Below are 17,578 nucleotides of genomic sequence, written 5' to 3' on the forward strand. Positions count from 1 at the left end.
GGCCTATGCTGTGCTCCTGCCGGGCGGGTTCAGGACCGCCGCGCCGACCCCGAGGAATCATCCGCCATGACACCGAGCGCCCCCGACGACCCCGTTCCCAAGGGCCGCAGCAGGCGCAACTTCGCGGGAGCGCGGCCGGTGATGGCCGACGTGGCCCGGATGGCCGGGGTGTCCAAGCAGACCGTCTCGCGGGTGCTCAACGACCATCCGGCCGTCCGGAGGCAGACCCGCGAGGCGGTCCTGGACGCCATGCGCACCCTCGGCTACCGGCCCAGCCGCAGCGCGCGGTCCCTGGCCAGCGGCAGGACCCGGATGCTCGGGGTCATCTCCTTCGACGCCGCGCGGTACGGGCCCGCCTCGATCCTCACCGCGATCAACACGGCGGCTCAGGAGGCCGGTTACCTCGTCAGCTCCATCGCCCTCGACACCGCCGACCACGACACCGTCGTCGAGGCCGTGCACCGGCTGTCGGCCGAGGGCGCGGACGGCGTGATCGCGATCGCCCCCCAGTTGTGGGTGGGCCGGACCCTGGCGGAGGCGGCCGATCTGGGCACTCCCCTGGTGGTGCTGGAGAACGCGCTCGACGACGAGACGTCCCTGGTCACCGGTGATTCCCGCACCGGCGCCCGCAAGGCCACCGAGCATCTGCTCGGCCTCGGCCACACCACCGTGTGGCACATCGCGGGTCCCACGGGCTGGACCTCCGCCCACCATCGGCTGACGAGCTGGCAGTCGACGCTCCGGGCGGCCGGTGCCGCCGTTCCGGACCCCCTCGTCGGGGACTGGAGCGCCGGCTCCGGCTACGACCTGGGCCGCCGGCTGGCCCGGCGCCCGGAGGTGACGGCGGTGTTCGTCTCCAACGATCAGATGGCGCTCGGCCTGCTGCACGCCCTGCACGAGTCCGGGCGCTCCGTCCCCGGGGACGTCAGCGTCGTCGGTTACGACGACATCCCCGAGGCGGCGCACTTCCTCCCGCCGCTGACCACCGTCCGCACCGACTTCGCGGAGATCGGCACCCGTTCGCTGCGGCTCCTCGTCGACCGCATCGACGGCCCGGGCGAGCGGCCCCGCGTCGACAGCGTCGTGCCCGTGGACCTCGTGGTGCGGGCGAGCAGCGCTCCCCCACCGGCGCGCTGACCCCCCTTCGTCAGCCGTCTCCCCCGGCGGCGGCCCGCTGCCAGGCCCCCTCCCTCAGCAGCCGCAGCCCGTTCAGTCCCACCAGGACGGTGGAGCCCTCGTGGCCCGCCACGCCCAGCGGGAGCGGCAGGTCACCGGCCAGGTCCCAGACGACGAGACCGGTGATGAACACCCCGGCGATCACGAGGTTCTGCACGACGAGGCGTCGGGCGCGGCGGGACAGGGCGACCGTGGCGGGAACCGCGGCGAGTTCGTCGCGCACGATGACGGCGTCCGCGGTCTCCAGGGCCAGGTCGGAGCCGGCCCGGCCCATGGCGATGCCGGTGTGCGCGGCGGCCAGCGCGGGAGCGTCGTTGACGCCGTCGCCGACGACCAGCACCTTACGGCCCGCGCTCTCCATCTCCTTGACGGCCGCCAGCTTGTCCTGCGGCAGCAGCCCGGCACGCACGTCGTCGATGCCGGCTTCGGCGGCGAGCTGCGCGGCGGCGCGAGGGTTGTCGCCGGTGAGGAGCACCGGGGCGGTGCCGGTGAGCCGGGCGAGGGTGGCGACGGTGGCGGGGGCGTCCGGGCGCAGCCGGTCGGCGATGCCGAGCAGCCCGGCGGGCGTGCCGTCGACGACGACCAGGACGGCGGTACGGCCGGACTCCTCCAGTTCCGCGACCGTTCCGACGGCGGCGCCGGCGAGTCGGGCCGGCGCGCCGACCTCTACCCTGCGGCCGCCGACGACGGCGGTGACTCCCACGCCGGGCGCGGAGGTGAAGTCCCGCGCGACGGGCAGGTCGGCACCGCGCTCGCGGGCCGCGTCCACGACCGCCCGGGCCAGCGGATGCTCACTGGGCCGTTCGGCTGCCGCCGCCAGCGTCAGCAACTCGCCCTCGTCCAGACCGGATCCGGGCAGCGGCCGGACGTCGGTCACCCGGGGGCCGCCCTCGGTGAGCGTGCCGGTCTTGTCCAGCGCGACGGCGTCCACCTGGCCGAGCCGCTCCATCACCACGGCCGACTTCACCAGCACGCCATGGCGTCCGGCGTTGGCGATGGCCGACAGCAGGGGCGGCATGGTGGCCAGGACGACCGCGCACGGGGAGGCGACGATCATGAACGTCATGGCGCGCAGCAACGCGTCGGTGAGCTGCGCCCCGAAGGCCAGCGGCACCAGGAAGACGGCCAGGGTCGCGGCCACCATGCCGAGCGAGTAGCGCTGTTCGACCTTCTCGATGAACAGTTGCGTGGGCGCCTTGGTCTCGGAGGCCTCCTGCACCATGCGGACGATCCGGGCGATCACCGAGTCGGACGCGTCGCGTTCGACCCGGATCCGCAGCGCGCCGGTGCCGTTGAGGGTGCCCGCGAAGACCTCGTCGCCCCGCTCCTTCACCACGGGCAGCGGCTCGCCGGTGATGGTCGCCTGGTCCACCTCGCTCGCCCCGTCCCGCACGCGTCCGTCGGCGCCGACCCGCTCGCCGGGCCGTACGAGAACGGTGTCGCCGACCTCCAGCTCCTCCACCGCCACGGCCTGTTCCTCACCGGAGGGGCTCAGCCGGGTGGCGGTGGCGGGGGCCAGGTCGAGCAGGCCGCGCACGGAGTCGGCGGTGCGGGCGGTGGCCAGGGCCTCCAGCGCGCCCGAGGTGGCGAAGATGACGATGAGCAGGGCGCCGTCCATGACCTGCCCGATCGCTGCCGCGCCCAGTGCGGCGACGACCATCAGCAGGTCGACGTCGAGGGTGCGGTCCTTCAGCGCCTTGAGCCCCTCCCACCCCGGCTCCCAGCCCCCCGTGACGTACGACAGGGCGTACAGGCCCCCCCAGGTCCAGGAGGGGGCGCCCGTCAACTGCAGGGGCAGCGCGAGCAGGAAGAGGACGGTTGCCGCGGCGGCCCAGCGCGCCTCGGGGAGGGCGAGGACACGGGTACGCCGCCGGGCCACCGCTCCGGCGCGTGCGGGCTTCGCCCGTTCGACCGGCTGAGGCGTGAGCGTGGAGGTCATCGGGGGTGGTCCTTCGGGCGGGGGCGTGTGGCTTCCTCACCATACAGGAACACATGAAGACTGATTCATGTCTTCATTCCCCGCCCGCTCCCGACGGCCGTCCCGTCCGCGGTGCCGGGGTCAGCGCAGCCTGTCCTTGGCCTTGTAGTAGGCGCCGCCGAACGGCAGGAACCACGCGGTGCCGTTGTAGAAGGGGACCGGGACCTTCGGGAAGCCGAGGCCCCGCAGCGGGTTGGCCTCGGGGCGGCCGTCCATCATCTCGGCGACCGCGCGGCCCATGTAGGTGGCCATCTGGACCCCGTGGCCGCAGTAACCCATCGAGTAGTAGAGGCCGTCCGCCTCGCCCGCGTGCGGGAGGCGGTCCCAGGAGAAACCGACCATGCCGCCCCACACGTAGTCGATCCGCACCCCGGCGAGCTGCGGGAAGATCTCCGTCATCTCCCGCTTCAGGATGCCGCCGCTCTTGACGTCCGAGGCCGGGTCGGAGGGGGCGAACCGGGCCCGGCCGCCGAAGGCGAGGCGGTTGTCGGGGGTGAGCCGTATGTAGTGGCCGATGTTCTTGGAGTCCACCACCAGACGGCCGTTGGGGATCAGCGACTTGGCGCGCTCCTCGCCGAGCGGCTCGGTGACGATGATGAAGCTGCCGACATTGATGAGCCGCTTGCGGAACCACGGAAGCGACTTGTCGGTGTAGGCGTCGGTCGCGGCCATCACCTGCTTGGCACGGATGGTGCCGTTCAGGGTGTCGACCACGAAACCGCCGCCGGGCAGGCGGGTGAGACCGGTGGCCGCGTTGCGCTCGTGGATCTCCGTCCCCGCGCGTTCGGCGGCCTCGGCGAGGCCGTGCACGTACTTGCCGACGTGCAGGGCCGCGCTCAGCGGGTCGAGCAGCGCGCCGTGGTAGTAGTCCGAGCCGAGTTCGGACGGGAGCTCGCTCCTGGTCAGGAGCTGTGTCTCGTGGCCGAAGTTCTCGGCGAGGTCGCGCTGGGTGGCCCGCATCGACTCGAAGTGCTGCGGTTTGAAGGCGACTCCGAGCCTGCCGGCGCGGTGGAAGTCGCAGTCGATCTGTTCGGTCCGCGTGATCTCCTCGACCACGTCGACGGCCTCACGGAAGGAGTCGTACAGCTCGCGGGCACGCTCCTGGCCGTAGCGCTTGCGCGCCTCGCCGACACCGATGGTGAGGCCCTGGGTGCACATGCTGCCGTTGCGCCCGGAGGCACCCGAGCCGACCTTGTCCTTCTCCACGAGGACGACCCGGGCTCCCTTGCGGGCGGTGTGGTAGGCGGTGGACAGGCCCGTGAGGCCACCCCCGATGACCACCACGTCCGCCTCGGCGGGCAGGTCCTTTCCGGAGCGGTCGGGCAGGGCGGGAGCGGTGTCGAGCCAGTAGGGGATCTGTTTCATGGGGTGGGTCCTCCGCGTTCTCTGTCCTGTGTCGCCCGGGTCAGCAGCCGAGCAGCCCGGGCAGGCCCGACAGGTCGGTCAGCTCGTCGTAGGGCTGGTAGTCGGCGCTGCCGGGGCGGCCGTAGCGGTTGATCCACACGCGGCGCCTCAGGCCGAGGTCACGGGTCGGGATGTGGTCGTACTCCCAGCCCTGAGCGGTGTGGACGACCTGCGAGGGCTCCACGCCCATGGCCTTGAAGGCGTGCTCGAAGGTCTGCCGGTCCGGCTTGTACGCGCCGGCCTGCTGGGCGGTGATGACGTGGTCGAAGTCGACGCCGATGTTCTCGACGTTCCGTGCGATCAGGTCGTCGTCGGTGTTGGAGATGATGGCGATCTCGTAACGGGTCTTGAGCTGCCGCAGGGCGTCGGGGACCTCCGGGAACGGGCCGAACGTGGGGACGGCCTCCACGAGGGCGTCACCGTCGGACTCGCGGTACTCCAGGCCGTGCAGGCGCATGGCGTTGCGCAGGCTGGAGTGCAGGATCTCGTGGTAAGGACGGTAGGCCTCCAGCACGGCCTGGAAGCGCATGACGCGGAAGTCGTCGAGAAACTCGTCGACGTCCAGGTTGTCCAGGTCGAGACGGTCTTCCAGGACCTTCAGGGTGGTGGGGCCGAGCTGGAAGTCGATCAGTGTGCCGTAGGCGTCGAAGGTGACGATCTCTCGCATGGGTTCAGCCTCGCTTCGCAAGTTCGGTAGGGGTGTCAGACGACGCGTTCGCCGGGGGCGACGATCGCGTCGAGGGAGGCCAGGTCGGCCGCGTCGGGGATCCACTCGGCCGCCGCCGCGTTCGCGGTGACCTGGGCGGGGGTCATGGCGCCGCAGATGACCGAGCCGACCGCGGGGAGGGCGGCCAGTGCGCCCACGGCGACCCGGAGGAGGGTCAGGCCGCGTTCGGCGCCGTAGGCGGTGAGGGCCTCGACACGGTCGAGGGCGGCGTCGGTGAGCCAGCCCTGCCGCCAGGACAGCCGGCTGCCGGGCGGTGGCTCCTCGCCGCGCCGGTACTTGCCGCTGAGCAGGCCGTTGGCCAGCGGGTAGTACGGCAGGAGGCCCAGGCCGTGGCGCAGGCAGGCGGGGATCAGGTCGTTCTCCGCGCCGCGGTCGAGCAGGTGGTAGCGGGCCTGCGTGGAGACGAAGGCGTCGCTGAGCTGTTCGGGCGGGAGACCGGAGCAGCCGAGGTGGCGGATCTTGCCCTCGTCCACGAGTTCCCGCAGGGCGGCGACCGTCTCCTCCAGCGGGGTGAGGCCGTCGGGTTCGTGGTACTGGTACAGGTCGATCCGGTCGGTGCCGAGCCGCCGCAGGGAGGACTCGACGGCGTACCGGATGTAGGGGCGGGCGCCGCGGCGCCCGTACAGGTCGGCCTCCGGGCCCATCTTCATGCCGAACTTGGTGGCGAGGACGACGTCGTCGCGACGGCCCTTGAGCGCGGCGCCGAGGAGGCGTTCGCCGTCGCCGCGTTCCCCGCCCCGCTCGCCGAACCCGCCGTACATGTCGGCGGTGTCGAACAGGGTGATACCGGCGTCGAGGGCGGCGTGCACCACGGCCTTCGTGCCGTCCTCGTCCAGGCGCGAGCCGAAGTTGTTGCCGCCGACGCCCACGACGGAGACGGTCGGGCCGCGTTCGCCCAGCGTGCGGTACCTCATGGCCGGGCTCCCCTCACGGCGGTCATGACCGGTCCCCGAACCCGATGCAGACGTTCTTGGTCTGCGTGTAGCTGTCGAGGGCTTGCAGGCCCTTCTCGCGGCCCCAGCCGCTGTGCTTGAAGCCGCCGAAGGGCAGCTCGATGCCGGTACCCGCGCTGGTGACGTTGACGTAGACCTGTCCGGCCCGGATGCCCTCGGCCAGGCGCATGGCCCTGTCGATGTCGCGGGTCCAGACGTAGGAGGACAGGCCGTACGGACTGTCGTTGGCGATCCGGAGTGCCTCGTCGGCGTCGTCGAAGTCGATGACGGTGACGACGGGGCCGAAGATCTCCTCGCGCGCGCAGCGGGCCTGGTTGGTGAGGCCGGTGAGGACGGTCGGCTCGATGTAGTAGCCGTCGGCGAGCTCCATGGCGGACGGGACGCCGCCGCCGATGCGGGCCACGGCGCCTTCCTGCCGGGCGAGTTCGAGGTAGTCCAGGACGCGGTCGCGCTGCCGGGCGGCGACCAGGGGGCCGATGTCCGGGTCCGTGAGGCCCGGCCCGACGCGCAGCGTGGCGATCCGCTCGACCAGCCGGTCCAGGAACTCCTCGGCTCCGCGCTGGAGCAGCAGCCGGGTGCCCGCCGAGCACATCTGGCCGGCGTTGCTGAACGACCAGCCGAGGATCGCGCTGATCGCGAGATCGAAGTCGGCGTCCGCGAAGACGACGAACGGCGACTTGCCGCCCAGTTCGGTGACGGAGGGCACCACGTTGGCGGCGGCGGCCTGGGCGACCTTGATGCCGGTCGGCACCGAGCCGGTGAAGGTGACCTGGTCGATGCCCGGGTGCCCGGCGAGCGCGGCGCCGGTCACGCCGTCGCCGGGTACGACGTTCAGCACGCCCGGCGGCAGCCCGCACTCCAGCGCGATCCGGCCGACCTCCAGCGGGGTGAGCGGCGCCTCCGGGGAGGGCTTCAGTACGACCGTGCAGCCCGCGGCCAGTGCGGGTGCGGAGCCTCGGGCGGTGTTCTGGAGCGGGTAGTTGAACGGGATGATCTGGCCGGAGACCCCGATGGGTTCGCGGAGGGTGTAGTCGATCAGGCCGGGGCCGAGGGGGACCGTGGTGCCGCCGAGCTTGTCGGCGATGCCCGCGTAGAACTCGAAGTAGCGGGCGGCGGACTCGACATCGGATCTGGCCTGGCGGAGTGGCTTGCCGACGTCCTGGCACTCCAGGCGGGCGAGCCGGTCGCCCTCGCGGCGGATGCCCTCGGCGATGCGGTGGAGGAGCCTGCCGCGGTCGGCGGGGCGCATCCGTGCCCACTCGGGTGCCGTGAAGGCGGCTCGCGCCGCCGCCACCGCACGGTCCACGTCCGCGAGTCCGGCGAGCGAGACCTCGGCGAGGGCCGTGCCGTCCGACGGGTCCAGGACCGTGAAGCTGCGGCCGTCGGCGGCGGGCACCGGCTTGCCGTCGATCAGCAGCAGTTCGGTCGTCGCCGGTTCGGCCGACGGGAGTCGGGTCGACGGGAGTTCGGTGCTCATGGCTGGATCGCTCCCTGCACCTCGCCGAAGATGACCACCTCGTCGCCGGGCCGCACGGTGCGGATCCGTCGTACCCAGAGCACGATGCCGTCCTGCGGGGCCCGGACCTCCTCCAGCGTGTTGCCGTAGTGGTCGGTGATCTGGGCGATCAGGTCGCCTTCCTTGCAGCCCTCGCCCGGCTCTGCGTGGCCGAGGAAGAAGCCGCCGGCGGCGGACCGGGCGAAGGTGCCCGACACGGTGGTGTAGGTGTCGCGCAGCTCCACCTCGCCCTCGATCATGCCGAGTTGGCGCATGACGTTGCGGATCGAGTGCACGTGCAGGGCCACGTTCTGCTCGCGGTAGGTGCCGCCGCCCGCCTCGATGGTGATGGCGGGCTTGCCGGCCGCGAGGGTGGGGTGGCGGACCGTCCCGCCCCACTTGCCGCCCTTCCAGACCAGCTCGTGTCCTGCGGCGAGGGCGAGGTCCGTGGCGAGTTGCTCGTAGCCGCCCTGGAGGATGACCAGGGGGGCGATCTCGCCGAAGGTGCCGCCGGTGTGCAGGTCGACCAGGGCATCGATGGCGGGGACGACCTGCTCGACGAAGGTGGCGGCCAGGCGCAGGGAGTACGAGCCGTCCGCGTCGCCGGGGAAGATGCGGTTGAGGTTCAGGTGGTCCAGGCCGCTGGTGCGGGCGGCAGCCTCGAAAGCGGGGGTGTTCATGCAGGGGATGCCGACCAGGGTGCCGCGCAGGCCGGCCGGGTCGACGGCGGCGAGCGCGCGGCGGATGGCCTCCTGCCCTTCGTATTCGTCGCCGTGCACACCGGCGTCCACGCACAGGACCGGGCCGTCCTCGGTGCCGTTGACGACGATGAGCGGGATGCCGAGCTCCACGCCGTAGGTGCTGGTGCCGACCGGGATCAGTCCCTGGGCGCGCTCGCCGGGGGCGACGGTCAGGGGGCCGATGGAATACATGTCGTTCCTTTCCAAAGCAACGGTCCGAAGCAGGGGTCAGAGGCGGGCGGAGGCCTCGTCGAGGGTGGCCGAGATGATGTCGGCGATTCGGTCGAGCAGCGCGCGGTCGCCGATCAGCGGGGGCGCGATCTGGACCAGGGGCGCGGCGCGGTTGTAGACGCGGGCGAGCAGCCCGGCCTCGCGCAGCCGGCGCGGGATCAGGTCGGCGACGAGTGCGGCGCGGGCGCTGTCGCTGAAGGCGCCGCCGTCGAGGTCGCCGACGAGTTCGACGGCATAGAAGTAGCCCGCTCCGCGCACGTCGCCGACGATCGGCAGGGCGCCCAGGGAGGCCATGCGCCGGGCCAGGTGGTCCTGGTGGCCGCGGACGTTCTCCAGGATCCGGTCCCGCTCCATGATGTCCAGGCTGCGCAGGGCGATCGCCGCGCTCAGCGGGTGACCGCTGAACGTGTAGCCGTGGTTGAGGACCTGGCCGGGCCGGTTGATCACCTCGGCGACATGGCCCGCTGTCAGGGTCGCGCCCATGGGGGCGTAGCCGGCGGTGATGCCCTTGGCGACGGTGACGAGGTCCGGGCGGGCGCCGTAGCGCTCGCCGCCGAACCACTCCCCCAGCCGGCCGAAGGCGGTGATGACCTCGTCGGCGACCAGCAGGAAGCCGTACCGGTCCGCCAGTGCGCGCAGGCCCCGCCAGTAGCCCTCGGGCGGGGTGATGCAGCCGCCCCGGTTCTGCACCGGCTCCGCGATGAGCATCGCGACGCTGTCCGGCCCGGCCGCGAGGACCGTGGCCTCGACGTCGGCGAGGAGGTGCTCGGTGAACGCCGCCTCGCCGAGGGGCCGTTCCAGTGCCGTGCGGTTGGTGTTGGCGACGAAGTGGGTTTCGACGGCCGGCGGCCCGTAGGGCTCGGTGAGGCCCGGGTCGTCGGTGAAGGACAGCGCCCCGAGCGTCAGGCCGTGGTAGGCGCCGCGCCGGGCGATCGCCTTGGTCCGGCCCGGCTCGCCGCGCAGGGTGTGGTACCTGCGGGCGATCTTCCAGGCGGTCTCCACTGCCTCGGCGCCGCCGCCGCTGAAGAAGACGTGCTCGATGCCGTCGGGGGCCAGGGCGGCGAGGCGCTCGGCGAGGGCCAGGCCGGTGGGGTGCGCGGAGTCCGACCACAGGGGGCTGTAGCAGAGTTCGCGCAGCTGCTTCTCGGCCGCCTCGGCGATCTCCTCGGCGTAGGAGTAGCCGATCTGGCAGCAGTACAGCCCGGACAGGCCGTCGATGTAGCGGTTGCCGGCCGCGTCGTCGACGTAGGGTCCCTCGCCGTGGCGCACGACGAAGAGTTCCTTGCCGGGCTTCGCGAGCGATCCGTTGGCGGTCATGTTCAGCAGCAGGTGCCGCTGAGCGGCGGTGGTCATACGGCCTCACCTCCGGGGGCGGCGATCGCCGTCGTGTTCTCCACGGACAGCAGGGCGTCCTGCCGGCCGGTGCCCAGCCAGCGCACCAGGGCGACGAGGCCGAGGGCGAGGATCGCGAAGGCGATGAGGATCGCGCTGATCGCGGTGACGCTGGGGTCGATGTCGAAGGTCAGGGAGTTGTAGATCTGCACCGGCAGGGTGACGGTGTCGACCGAGGACAGGAACTGGGAGATGTAGAACTCGTCGAAGCTGGTGATGAAGGAGAAGACCGCGGCGGCGATCATGCCGGGGGCGGCGAGGGGGAAGGTGATCCGCCGGGCGATGGTCAGCCGGCCGGCACCCATGCTCGCCGCGGCGTCCTCCAACCGTTCGTCGATCCCGCGCAGGGTCGCCACCAGGATCAGCACCGCGATCGGCGAGGCCAGCACGGTGTGGCCGAGCGCGATGGCGAGCGGGCTGCCCAGCATGGCGGCCGGTTCGAAGAGCAGGAACAGGCCCAGGGCGGTCACGATCTGCGGGATGAGCAGGGGTCCGAGGACCAGGGCGTAGACCGCGGAGCGCAGGGGCAGTTCGCTGCGGGTCAGGGCGGTCGCCGCGGTCACGCCGATGATCAGCGAGAAGACGGTCGAGAGAGAGGCGACGAGAACGCTCAGCGACAGGGCGGCCGGCCACTTGCTGCCGTCCGCGAACAGCGAGGCGTACCAGTGCAGTGTCCAGGCGTTCGGCGGGAACGCGGCGAAGGCGTTGTCGCTGAACGAGGTGACGACGATGACGACGATCGGCAGGGCGAGGAACAGCAGGATCACGGTGGCGACGGCGGTCAGGGTGATCCGCCCGGCGAGGGTGCTGCGCAGTTGCATCATGCCGCGCTCCTCTTCTTGCGGCTGGCGCCGAGGGAGCCGATGAGTTTCACCAGCAGCAGTCCCGCGAAGGTGAGCAGCAGCAGGATGACGCCCTCGGCGGCCGCCCCGTTCCACTGGTTCTGCTTCATGACCTGCTGGTTGATGAGGGAGGCGATCATCGTCTGCTTGGGGCCGCCCATCAGGGCGGGGGTGATGTAGTAGCCCAGGGAGAGGATGAAGCTGAGCAGTCCGGCGCTGGCCAGGCCGGGGGCCACCAGCGGAAGGTAGATCCGGCGGAAGATGGTGACGCGGCCCGCGCCCATGCTGGCCGCGGCCGCGAGCAGCCGCCGGTCGACGCCGCGCATCACGCCGTACAGCAGCAGCACGGTGTACGGCAGCATCACGGAGGTGGTGCCGATGACCACGCCGATCTCGTTGTAGAGCAGCTGGTACGGCGCCCCCGGGAACCACAGGTCGGACATGCCCTGGTTCACCAGGCCCTTGTCGCCGAGCAGGATGATCCATCCGTAGGTGCGGACCAGGGCGCTGATGAAGTGCGGGACGACGACGACCAGCATCGCGACTCCGGCCCACAGGGGCTTGAGCCGGGAGATCGCGTTCGCCAGGACGAATCCGATGACGAGGCTGAACACCGCTGTCTCCGCGGAGATCCGCAGCGTGGTGATCAGCACGGAGAGGTTCACGCCCGTCAGCGCGTCGGCGTACCAGTGCGTCGTCAGGGAGCCGTCGGTGTTCTTCAGGCTGAGGAGGAGCGTACTGAGGATCGGGTAGACGAACAGCACCAGCAGGTAGACGACGACGGGCAGGGCATAGAGGAGGCCGGCCCGGGTGCGCCGGGAGGCCAGGAGCCTGCGGGGCCGTGCGGGGGCACCGGCGAGGGTGGCGGCCATGGCTCAGCCTCCCTGTCCGGCGGGGAAGAGATTGACGTCGTCCGGATCGGCGGTGATGCCGACCAGCTCGCCGGCGACGGGTGCGTGGCCTGCCGGTACTTCGAGGCGAAGCAGCGGGACGTCGGCGCCGTCGACCCGTACCGCGGCGCGGACCACACTGCCGACGTAGGTGGCGTTCTCCACCGTGCCGGCGCAGAAGCCGTCGCCGGGGGCGGTGGCCCGCAGCCGGCCGGGCTGGACGGCGACCTCGACCGCCGCGCCGGTGGCCAGGTCGTGGCGGCGTGCCCGCAGGAGGCCCCCGGTCCGGTCGAGTCGGACCAGGGTGTGCTCGCCGGTGTGCTGTTCCACGCGGCCGGGGAGGAAGTTGGCGGCGCCGAGGAAGTCCGCGACGAACGGGGTCCTCGGGCGCTCGAACAGCTCCCTGGGTGTGTCGAACTGCTCGATCAGGCCGTTGCGCATCACGGCGATGCGGTCGGACATGACCAGCGCTTCCTCCTGGTCGTGCGTCACGTAGATGACGGTCAGGCCGAGTTCCTGCTGGATGGCCTTGATCTCGATCTGGAGCTGGTCGCGGAGCTTCTTGTCCAGGGCGCCGAGCGGCTCGTCCATGAGGATGACCGGCGGCCGGTAGACCAGTGCGCGGCACAGGGCGACGCGCTGCTGCTGTCCGCCGGACAGCTCGCGGGGGCGGCGGCTGCCGAACCCGGAGAGGCCGGCGATCTCCAGGGTCTCCCCGACCCGCCTGCGGATCTCGCCTTTCGGCACGCCGCGCAGGGTGAGCGGGAAGGCGATGTTCTCGCTGACGGTCATGTGCGGGAAGAGGAGGTACTGCTGGAAGACGAAGCCGAGTCCCCTCTTCTGCGGGGCGAGCCGGGTGACGTCGCGGCCCCCGACGGTGATGGTGCCTGAGTCGGGTTCGCAGAATCCCGCGATCATCATGAGGGTCGTGGTCTTGCCGGACCCCGAGGCACCGAGGAAAGTGACGAACTCCCCGGCGGCTATCTCCATGGACGCCTCGTCCACGGCGACGACGTCCCCGTAGGTCTTGCGCAGGGCCACTACGGACAGGGGTTTTCCGGTCGTGGTGGCGGGCTTGCCGCCGGTGGTCTCCAGGGAAGGCATGGCTACACCGAATTCAGTCACGGGCCCACTCCAGCCAGCGCTTGGTGACGGCTGTCTCGTTCTTGAGCCACCAGCCGATGTCCGCGTCGAAACCCTTGTCGTAGTACTGCGGCGCTCCGGCGAGGGCGTTGCGTTGGCCGGTGGTGAGCTTCTCGTAGGCCACCGGGGAGGCGGGGTTCGACGGGAAGGCCCTGGCCAGACGGGCCTGGGACTCGGGACGCAGCGCGTAGTCCATGAGCCGGTAGGCGGCGTCCACGTGGGCCGCGCCCTTGGCGATGGCGTAGCCCTGGAACTGGCGGCGCATGCCGTTGAGTTGCCGCGCGACCGGGACGCCCTGCTTCTCCAGGTCGGCGATCCGGCCGTCCCAGACGGTGGACATCGTCACCTCCTGGCGGCTCAGGAGCACACCGGGGAGCGGGCCGCTGTCCCAGAACTTCTTGATGTCGGAGCGCAGCCGGGTCAGCACCTTGAAGGCACGGTCCAGGTCGAGCGGGTAGAGCTTGTCCATCGGGACGCCGTCGGCCAGCAGGGCGAACTCCAGCTCGGGCAGGTCCGCGTCCGGGTTGCACATCGAGCGGCTGCCCTTGAACCCCGCGGTGTCCCAGAAGTCGGCCCACGACTGCGGCTTGCGGCCGTCGAAGGCGTCGGTGCGGTAGGCCATGCACTGGCCGTAGAAGCTGTTGGCGACGCCGTGGTCGGTGATCTGGTTGTCGGGGATCCTGGCGCTCTTCAGGCTCTTGATCCGGTCGGTGTCCAGCGTCTCCAGGGCGTCCTGGGCCCCGAACTTGCGGTGGTCCATCATCGAGTTGTTGATGAGGTCGAACTGGGGGCGGCCCTGTTTGATCTGGGCCAGCATCTGGGTGCTCTGGAGGTTGACGACCTGGACGCCGATGCCGGTCTCCTGGGTGAACGGCGTGTAGATCGCCTTCTGGAGGGCCTCCCCGTAGGTGCCGCCGCTGTCGCGGACGACCACCGACTTGCCGCCGGACTTGCCGCCCGAGGCGGCACGGCTGGTGCCGGTGCCGCAGGCGGCGAGAGAGGGCAGGGCGGCGAGGGCGGCGACACCGCCGGCTCCGCGCAGAAGCGCTCTGCGGCCTATGACTGGATCACTCATGACACATCTCCTGGGGCTGGCGCGTGGGGACCGGATGAGCGGGGCGAGGGGGTGGGGTGGCTGGGGGGTGAGGGCGGGGAGCGGGGCGGCCGGTCAGTCGGCGGGCTGCGCCATGGCGGCGAGTTCGGCGCCGGGGGCGACGGTGAGCCCGTTCATGCCGTAGAGGATCCGGCCGCCGGCGGTGGCGGTGACCTTGTGTTCGCTGCCGTGGGCCGGGTCGATGACGCGGCCGATAATCTGGCCCGCGGTCACGTCGTCACCGGTGGCGGCGTCCGGGTACCAGAGGCCGGTGGCCGGGGAGACGACGGAGCCGGTCCACACCCAGTCGCGCGGTGGCGCGGCCACGGGCGCGGTGTGCGGCGGCTCGTCGAGGACGCCGAGGTGGTGCAGCACGCGGTACAGGCCGTCGAGCAGGGTCCGGGTCTGCTCGGGGCGGCGTTCGCCGAGCCGGCCGGTCTCGATGAGGATGGCGGGGATGCCGAGGCGGGCGGCCGCGGCGTGGCTGTTGCCGCCCTCGGCGTTACGCCCGAACAGGACCCGCTCGTAGCCGACGGCGTGGGCCATCGCCCGTGTCCTGGCGTCGAGTTCCCCGTCGGAGGTGAGCCGGTAGCCGACGAAGTCGAGCAGGGTCTCGTCGATGCCGCCGCTGTGCAGGTCCAAGTAGGCGTCGGCGCCGGCGATGACGTGGTCGAAGAGCCATGCGGCCAGTCGCTCGGTGGGGCCTCCCTCGCGGTGGCCGGGGAAGACGCGGTTGATGTTGACGTCGTCGAGCGGGGACCTGCCCAGTCGGCCGTCGTACACCGCCGGCGGGTTGGCCACCGGGCAGATCACCACCTGGCCGGCGATGTCGTCCGGCTCCAGGATTCCGCCGAGGCGGGCGGCCGCGTCGACACCGACGAACTCGCCGCCGTGGACGCCGCCGGTGATGACGACCCGGGGGCCTGGGCGAGAGCCGTTGACGAGGATCAGGGGGATCTCGACGGTCGTGCTGCCGAGGTCCACGGGGATCGTGCCCCGGGTCTTGCATCCCGGTTCGGCCCGCAGGGGTCCGACGGTCAGTGTCATGGCGTACCTCGTTCAGGCCGTGGTGCGGCCGAGTGTGCTGATGAAGTCGATGGGCTGCGCCGAGGTGCCGTCCAGCGCCAGGTCGGCGGCGATGTCGCCGAACGCGGGTGACAGCTTGAAGCCGTGGCCGGAGAAGCCGGCGAGCAGGACGACGTTCTCGGCGCCGGGCAGCGGGCCGATCAGCGGGCGGCTGCTCTCGGTGTAGCCCTCCATGTAGACGGCCAGGCGGGTCGGGTCCGGGTGCAGGTCGGGCAGATGGCGGCGGACCAGGTCGGTGAAGAGCTCCAGCTCCTCCGGCCGGACGGTGCGGTCCAGCGTGTTGGGGTCGCCGGCCGGGGCGTGCAGGGCGCGCGAGAGGCCGATCTTCACCGAGATGCCGTCCGGGGAGGGCAGGCCGTAGCAGTGGGTGGGGGTGGTGCGGATGAAGGCGGGACGCTCTTCGCCGAACCAGGCGCCGGTGGTGGGCACGTACCAGGCGCTGACGAGTCGGCGGACGTCCACCTCCCAGGGCAGCTCGGGCAGCAGGTCGTTCACCCAGGGCCCGACGGTGACGACGGCGGTGTCGAAGCGCTCACTGCCGGCGTCGGTACGGATCTCCACTCCGTTCGGGACGGGGACGATCTCGCGCACAGGGGTGTAGCGGTGGATGTGCGCGCCCAGTTGCTCGGCACGGCGGGCGGCGGTCTGGACGGTCAGCTCGGGGCGGATGAAACCCGCCCTGCGGTCGAGGACGGCGGCGTCCCCGTCCTCCAGCCGGTACTGCGGGAACCGCTTCGCCATCGTCTCGGCGTCGAGAACTTCGTGGTCGAGGCCGTGCTCGGCGATGGACTCCAGGACGGTGGCCATCTGCTGCTGCTCGGTGGAGCCCATCAGCAGGCAGCCGGTGAGGCGGCGCAGCTCACGGCCGGTCTCCTGCTGGAGCCGCTCCCACAGGGTGTCGGCGTGCTTGAGGAGCGGCACGTAGCGGGAGTCCTCGAAGTGGGCGCTGCGGAAGATCCGCGTCTCGCCGCCGGCCGCGCTGCGGTCGTGGCCGGGGGCGAAGCGGTCGTAGGCGACGACCTGCGCGCCGCGGGCGGCGAGCCGCCAGGCGGCCTGACTGCCCATCGTTCCCACGCCCACGACCGCGACGCGCTTCCTGGCAGCTGACACAGGGCTTTCCTTTCGTATCGCAGGGGCGCATCCTGAGCCCCTGCGTGAGGCTGATCGATTCGAGGGGGTTCGGAGGGGACAGGGCCCTTCAGGGCCATCCGGCCGCATTCGCCCGGTTCTCGGAGTCCGGCTCACCTCATCGGGATCTTCCGGAGGGCCGTGCCACATTGTGGAATACTGTGCTAGAATCTGGCACAGAGAATGGCAGTGGCCCTCAGGGGGCGTCAAGAGGGCACCCAGGAGAAATTCCGAGGACCAATGGGGGAAACCGGATGGAAATGAAGAGTGTCACCAGGTCGCTGCGCATCCTGGAGGCGGTCGCCCAGCATCAGCCGGTCACCGTCGGGGAGCTGACCAAGCTCTTCGGCCTGCCCAAGTCGACCGTGCAGCGCACCCTGGTCACCCTCAACGAGGCGGGCTGGCTGCGGGCCAACCGCAAGGACACCACCCGGTGGGAGATCGGCGCCCGAGTCCTGGCCGTACGGCCCGCCGCACTGCAGGGCTCCAGCCTGTTCGCCGCCGCACGCGAACCCATGGTCCGTCTTCGCGACGCGGTGAACGAGACCATCCACCTGACGGTGCCCGACGCCCTGCACTGCATGGTCGTCGTCGACCGCGTCGACTGCGACCACGCCGTACGGACGTTCCACACCGTCGGCGACACCTCGCCTCTGCACGCCACCGCCACCGGGCGCGCCGTGCTGGCACACCTGCCCAAGCAGGACGTCGAGGAGCTCATCGAGCGGGGGCTCGAGCGCTACACCGACACGACACCGACCGACCCCGACGAATTGCGCGCCGAGCTGGACCGGATCCGCACGATGGGCTACGCGGTGAACCGCAACCAGTACCGTCCCGACGTCTGCGCGATCGCGGCACCCATCCTCGACGAGGACGGCACGCCGCTGGCCACTGTCGCCATCTCCATGCCCGAGTCCCGCTACGACGCGGACCGGCTGCCCGAATGGGGCCGCATGGTCGCCGACGCGGCAACGGAGATCTCGGGGCGCCGACTGGGCGCCTGAACGAGGAAGTGACCGCCGCGAGGGCCGGCCCCACCCGGGGAACCGGCCCTTGTCACGTTCGGGGTGCCGCCACCCCCCTTGTGCCCGGCCCAGGGAGGCCGGGCACAAGGGGTCGCCCCGCGGCGGGCAGGCGCAGTCAGGGCGCCACCACCGTCCATCACCGCAGGGACATCGGATTCCGCATCTGTGCCACTTTGTGGAACGCCATGCTAGAATCCGGCACGATGATGGCCGCGGATCCGGGAGAGAGTCAAGAGCCGAGACCGGCGAAACGAGGACGGGCGGGCCGATGG

At 71.5% G+C, this 17,578-nt stretch carries 15 protein-coding genes; 2 read left to right on the forward strand and 13 right to left on the reverse strand.

Annotation, left to right across the window (positions count from 1 at the left end; all coding sequences use genetic code 11):
* Positions 1–66: 66 nt before the first annotated feature.
* Positions 67–1,137 (forward strand): LacI family DNA-binding transcriptional regulator, encoded by a 1,071-nt coding sequence (locus ACFCXS_RS19045; RefSeq protein ID WP_376644498.1) that lies wholly within the window; start codon positions 67–69, stop codon positions 1,135–1,137.
* A 10-nt stretch (positions 1,138–1,147) separates the two neighbouring features.
* Here ACFCXS_RS19045 and ACFCXS_RS19050 read toward each other — a convergent pair whose 3' ends face one another.
* The 13 genes from ACFCXS_RS19050 to solA form a co-directional block, all read right to left on the reverse strand.
* Positions 1,148–3,115, reverse strand: coding sequence for a heavy metal translocating P-type ATPase (locus ACFCXS_RS19050; protein WP_376644499.1), 1,968 nt, complete (start codon positions 3,113–3,115; stop codon positions 1,148–1,150).
* A gap of 120 nt (positions 3,116–3,235) precedes the next feature.
* On the reverse strand, positions 3,236–4,519 hold the full coding sequence (locus ACFCXS_RS19055) for an NAD(P)/FAD-dependent oxidoreductase (protein WP_376644500.1): 1,284 nt from the start codon (positions 4,517–4,519) through the stop codon (positions 3,236–3,238).
* A 40-nt stretch (positions 4,520–4,559) separates the two neighbouring features.
* Positions 4,560–5,225, reverse strand: a complete 666-nt coding sequence (locus ACFCXS_RS19060; RefSeq protein ID WP_376644501.1) for a haloacid dehalogenase type II — start codon at positions 5,223–5,225, stop codon at positions 4,560–4,562.
* Between the two features lie 35 nt (positions 5,226–5,260).
* A complete protein-coding gene (locus tag ACFCXS_RS19065; protein WP_376644502.1) occupies positions 5,261–6,199 on the reverse strand; it encodes an aldo/keto reductase in 939 nt (312 codons plus the stop codon).
* 22 nt (positions 6,200–6,221) lie between these two features.
* On the reverse strand, positions 6,222–7,715 hold the full coding sequence (locus ACFCXS_RS19070; RefSeq protein WP_376644503.1) for an aldehyde dehydrogenase family protein: 1,494 nt from the start codon (positions 7,713–7,715) through the stop codon (positions 6,222–6,224).
* Positions 7,712–8,665, reverse strand: coding sequence for a succinylglutamate desuccinylase/aspartoacylase family protein (locus ACFCXS_RS19075; protein WP_376644504.1), 954 nt, complete (start codon positions 8,663–8,665; stop codon positions 7,712–7,714). The genes ACFCXS_RS19070 and ACFCXS_RS19075 overlap by 4 nt, the downstream gene beginning before the upstream one ends.
* A 36-nt stretch (positions 8,666–8,701) precedes the next feature.
* The gene (locus ACFCXS_RS19080) at positions 8,702–10,057 is read right to left on the reverse strand and encodes an aminotransferase class III-fold pyridoxal phosphate-dependent enzyme (RefSeq protein ID WP_376644505.1); all 1,356 of its coding nucleotides are present in this window, start codon (positions 10,055–10,057) and stop codon (positions 8,702–8,704) included.
* The gene (locus tag ACFCXS_RS19085; protein ID WP_376644506.1) at positions 10,054–10,920 is read right to left on the reverse strand and encodes an ABC transporter permease; all 867 of its coding nucleotides are present in this window, start codon (positions 10,918–10,920) and stop codon (positions 10,054–10,056) included. The genes ACFCXS_RS19080 and ACFCXS_RS19085 overlap by 4 nt, the downstream gene beginning before the upstream one ends.
* Positions 10,917–11,810, reverse strand: coding sequence for an ABC transporter permease (locus ACFCXS_RS19090; protein ID WP_376644507.1), 894 nt, complete (start codon positions 11,808–11,810; stop codon positions 10,917–10,919). The genes ACFCXS_RS19085 and ACFCXS_RS19090 overlap by 4 nt, the downstream gene beginning before the upstream one ends.
* Positions 11,811–11,813: 3 nt before the next feature.
* On the reverse strand, positions 11,814–12,932 hold the full coding sequence (locus tag ACFCXS_RS19095; RefSeq protein WP_376644508.1) for an ABC transporter ATP-binding protein: 1,119 nt from the start codon (positions 12,930–12,932) through the stop codon (positions 11,814–11,816).
* Positions 12,933–12,945: 13 nt separating this feature from the next.
* Positions 12,946–14,046, reverse strand: a complete 1,101-nt coding sequence (locus ACFCXS_RS19100) for an ABC transporter substrate-binding protein (RefSeq protein ID WP_376644509.1) — start codon at positions 14,044–14,046, stop codon at positions 12,946–12,948.
* A 93-nt stretch (positions 14,047–14,139) separates the two neighbouring features.
* Positions 14,140–15,111: a succinylglutamate desuccinylase/aspartoacylase family protein gene (locus ACFCXS_RS19105; RefSeq protein ID WP_376644510.1), complete on the reverse strand. Its 972-nt coding sequence runs from the start codon at positions 15,109–15,111 to the stop codon at positions 14,140–14,142.
* Positions 15,112–15,123: 12 nt separating this feature from the next.
* On the reverse strand, positions 15,124–16,260 hold the full coding sequence (gene solA / locus ACFCXS_RS19110; RefSeq protein ID WP_376644511.1) for an N-methyl-L-tryptophan oxidase: 1,137 nt from the start codon (positions 16,258–16,260) through the stop codon (positions 15,124–15,126).
* Positions 16,261–16,538: 278 nt separating this feature from the next.
* On the opposite strand from solA, the gene ACFCXS_RS19115 reads away from it, so the two are divergent.
* Positions 16,539–17,285 (forward strand): IclR family transcriptional regulator, encoded by a 747-nt coding sequence (locus ACFCXS_RS19115; RefSeq protein ID WP_376644629.1) that lies wholly within the window; start codon positions 16,539–16,541, stop codon positions 17,283–17,285.
* Positions 17,286–17,578: the final 293 nt, after the last annotated feature.

Origin of the sequence: Streptomyces sp. NPDC056373, from assembly GCF_042262425.1 — a bacterium.
Classification (GTDB): Bacteria; Actinomycetota; Actinomycetes; order Streptomycetales; family Streptomycetaceae; genus Streptomyces.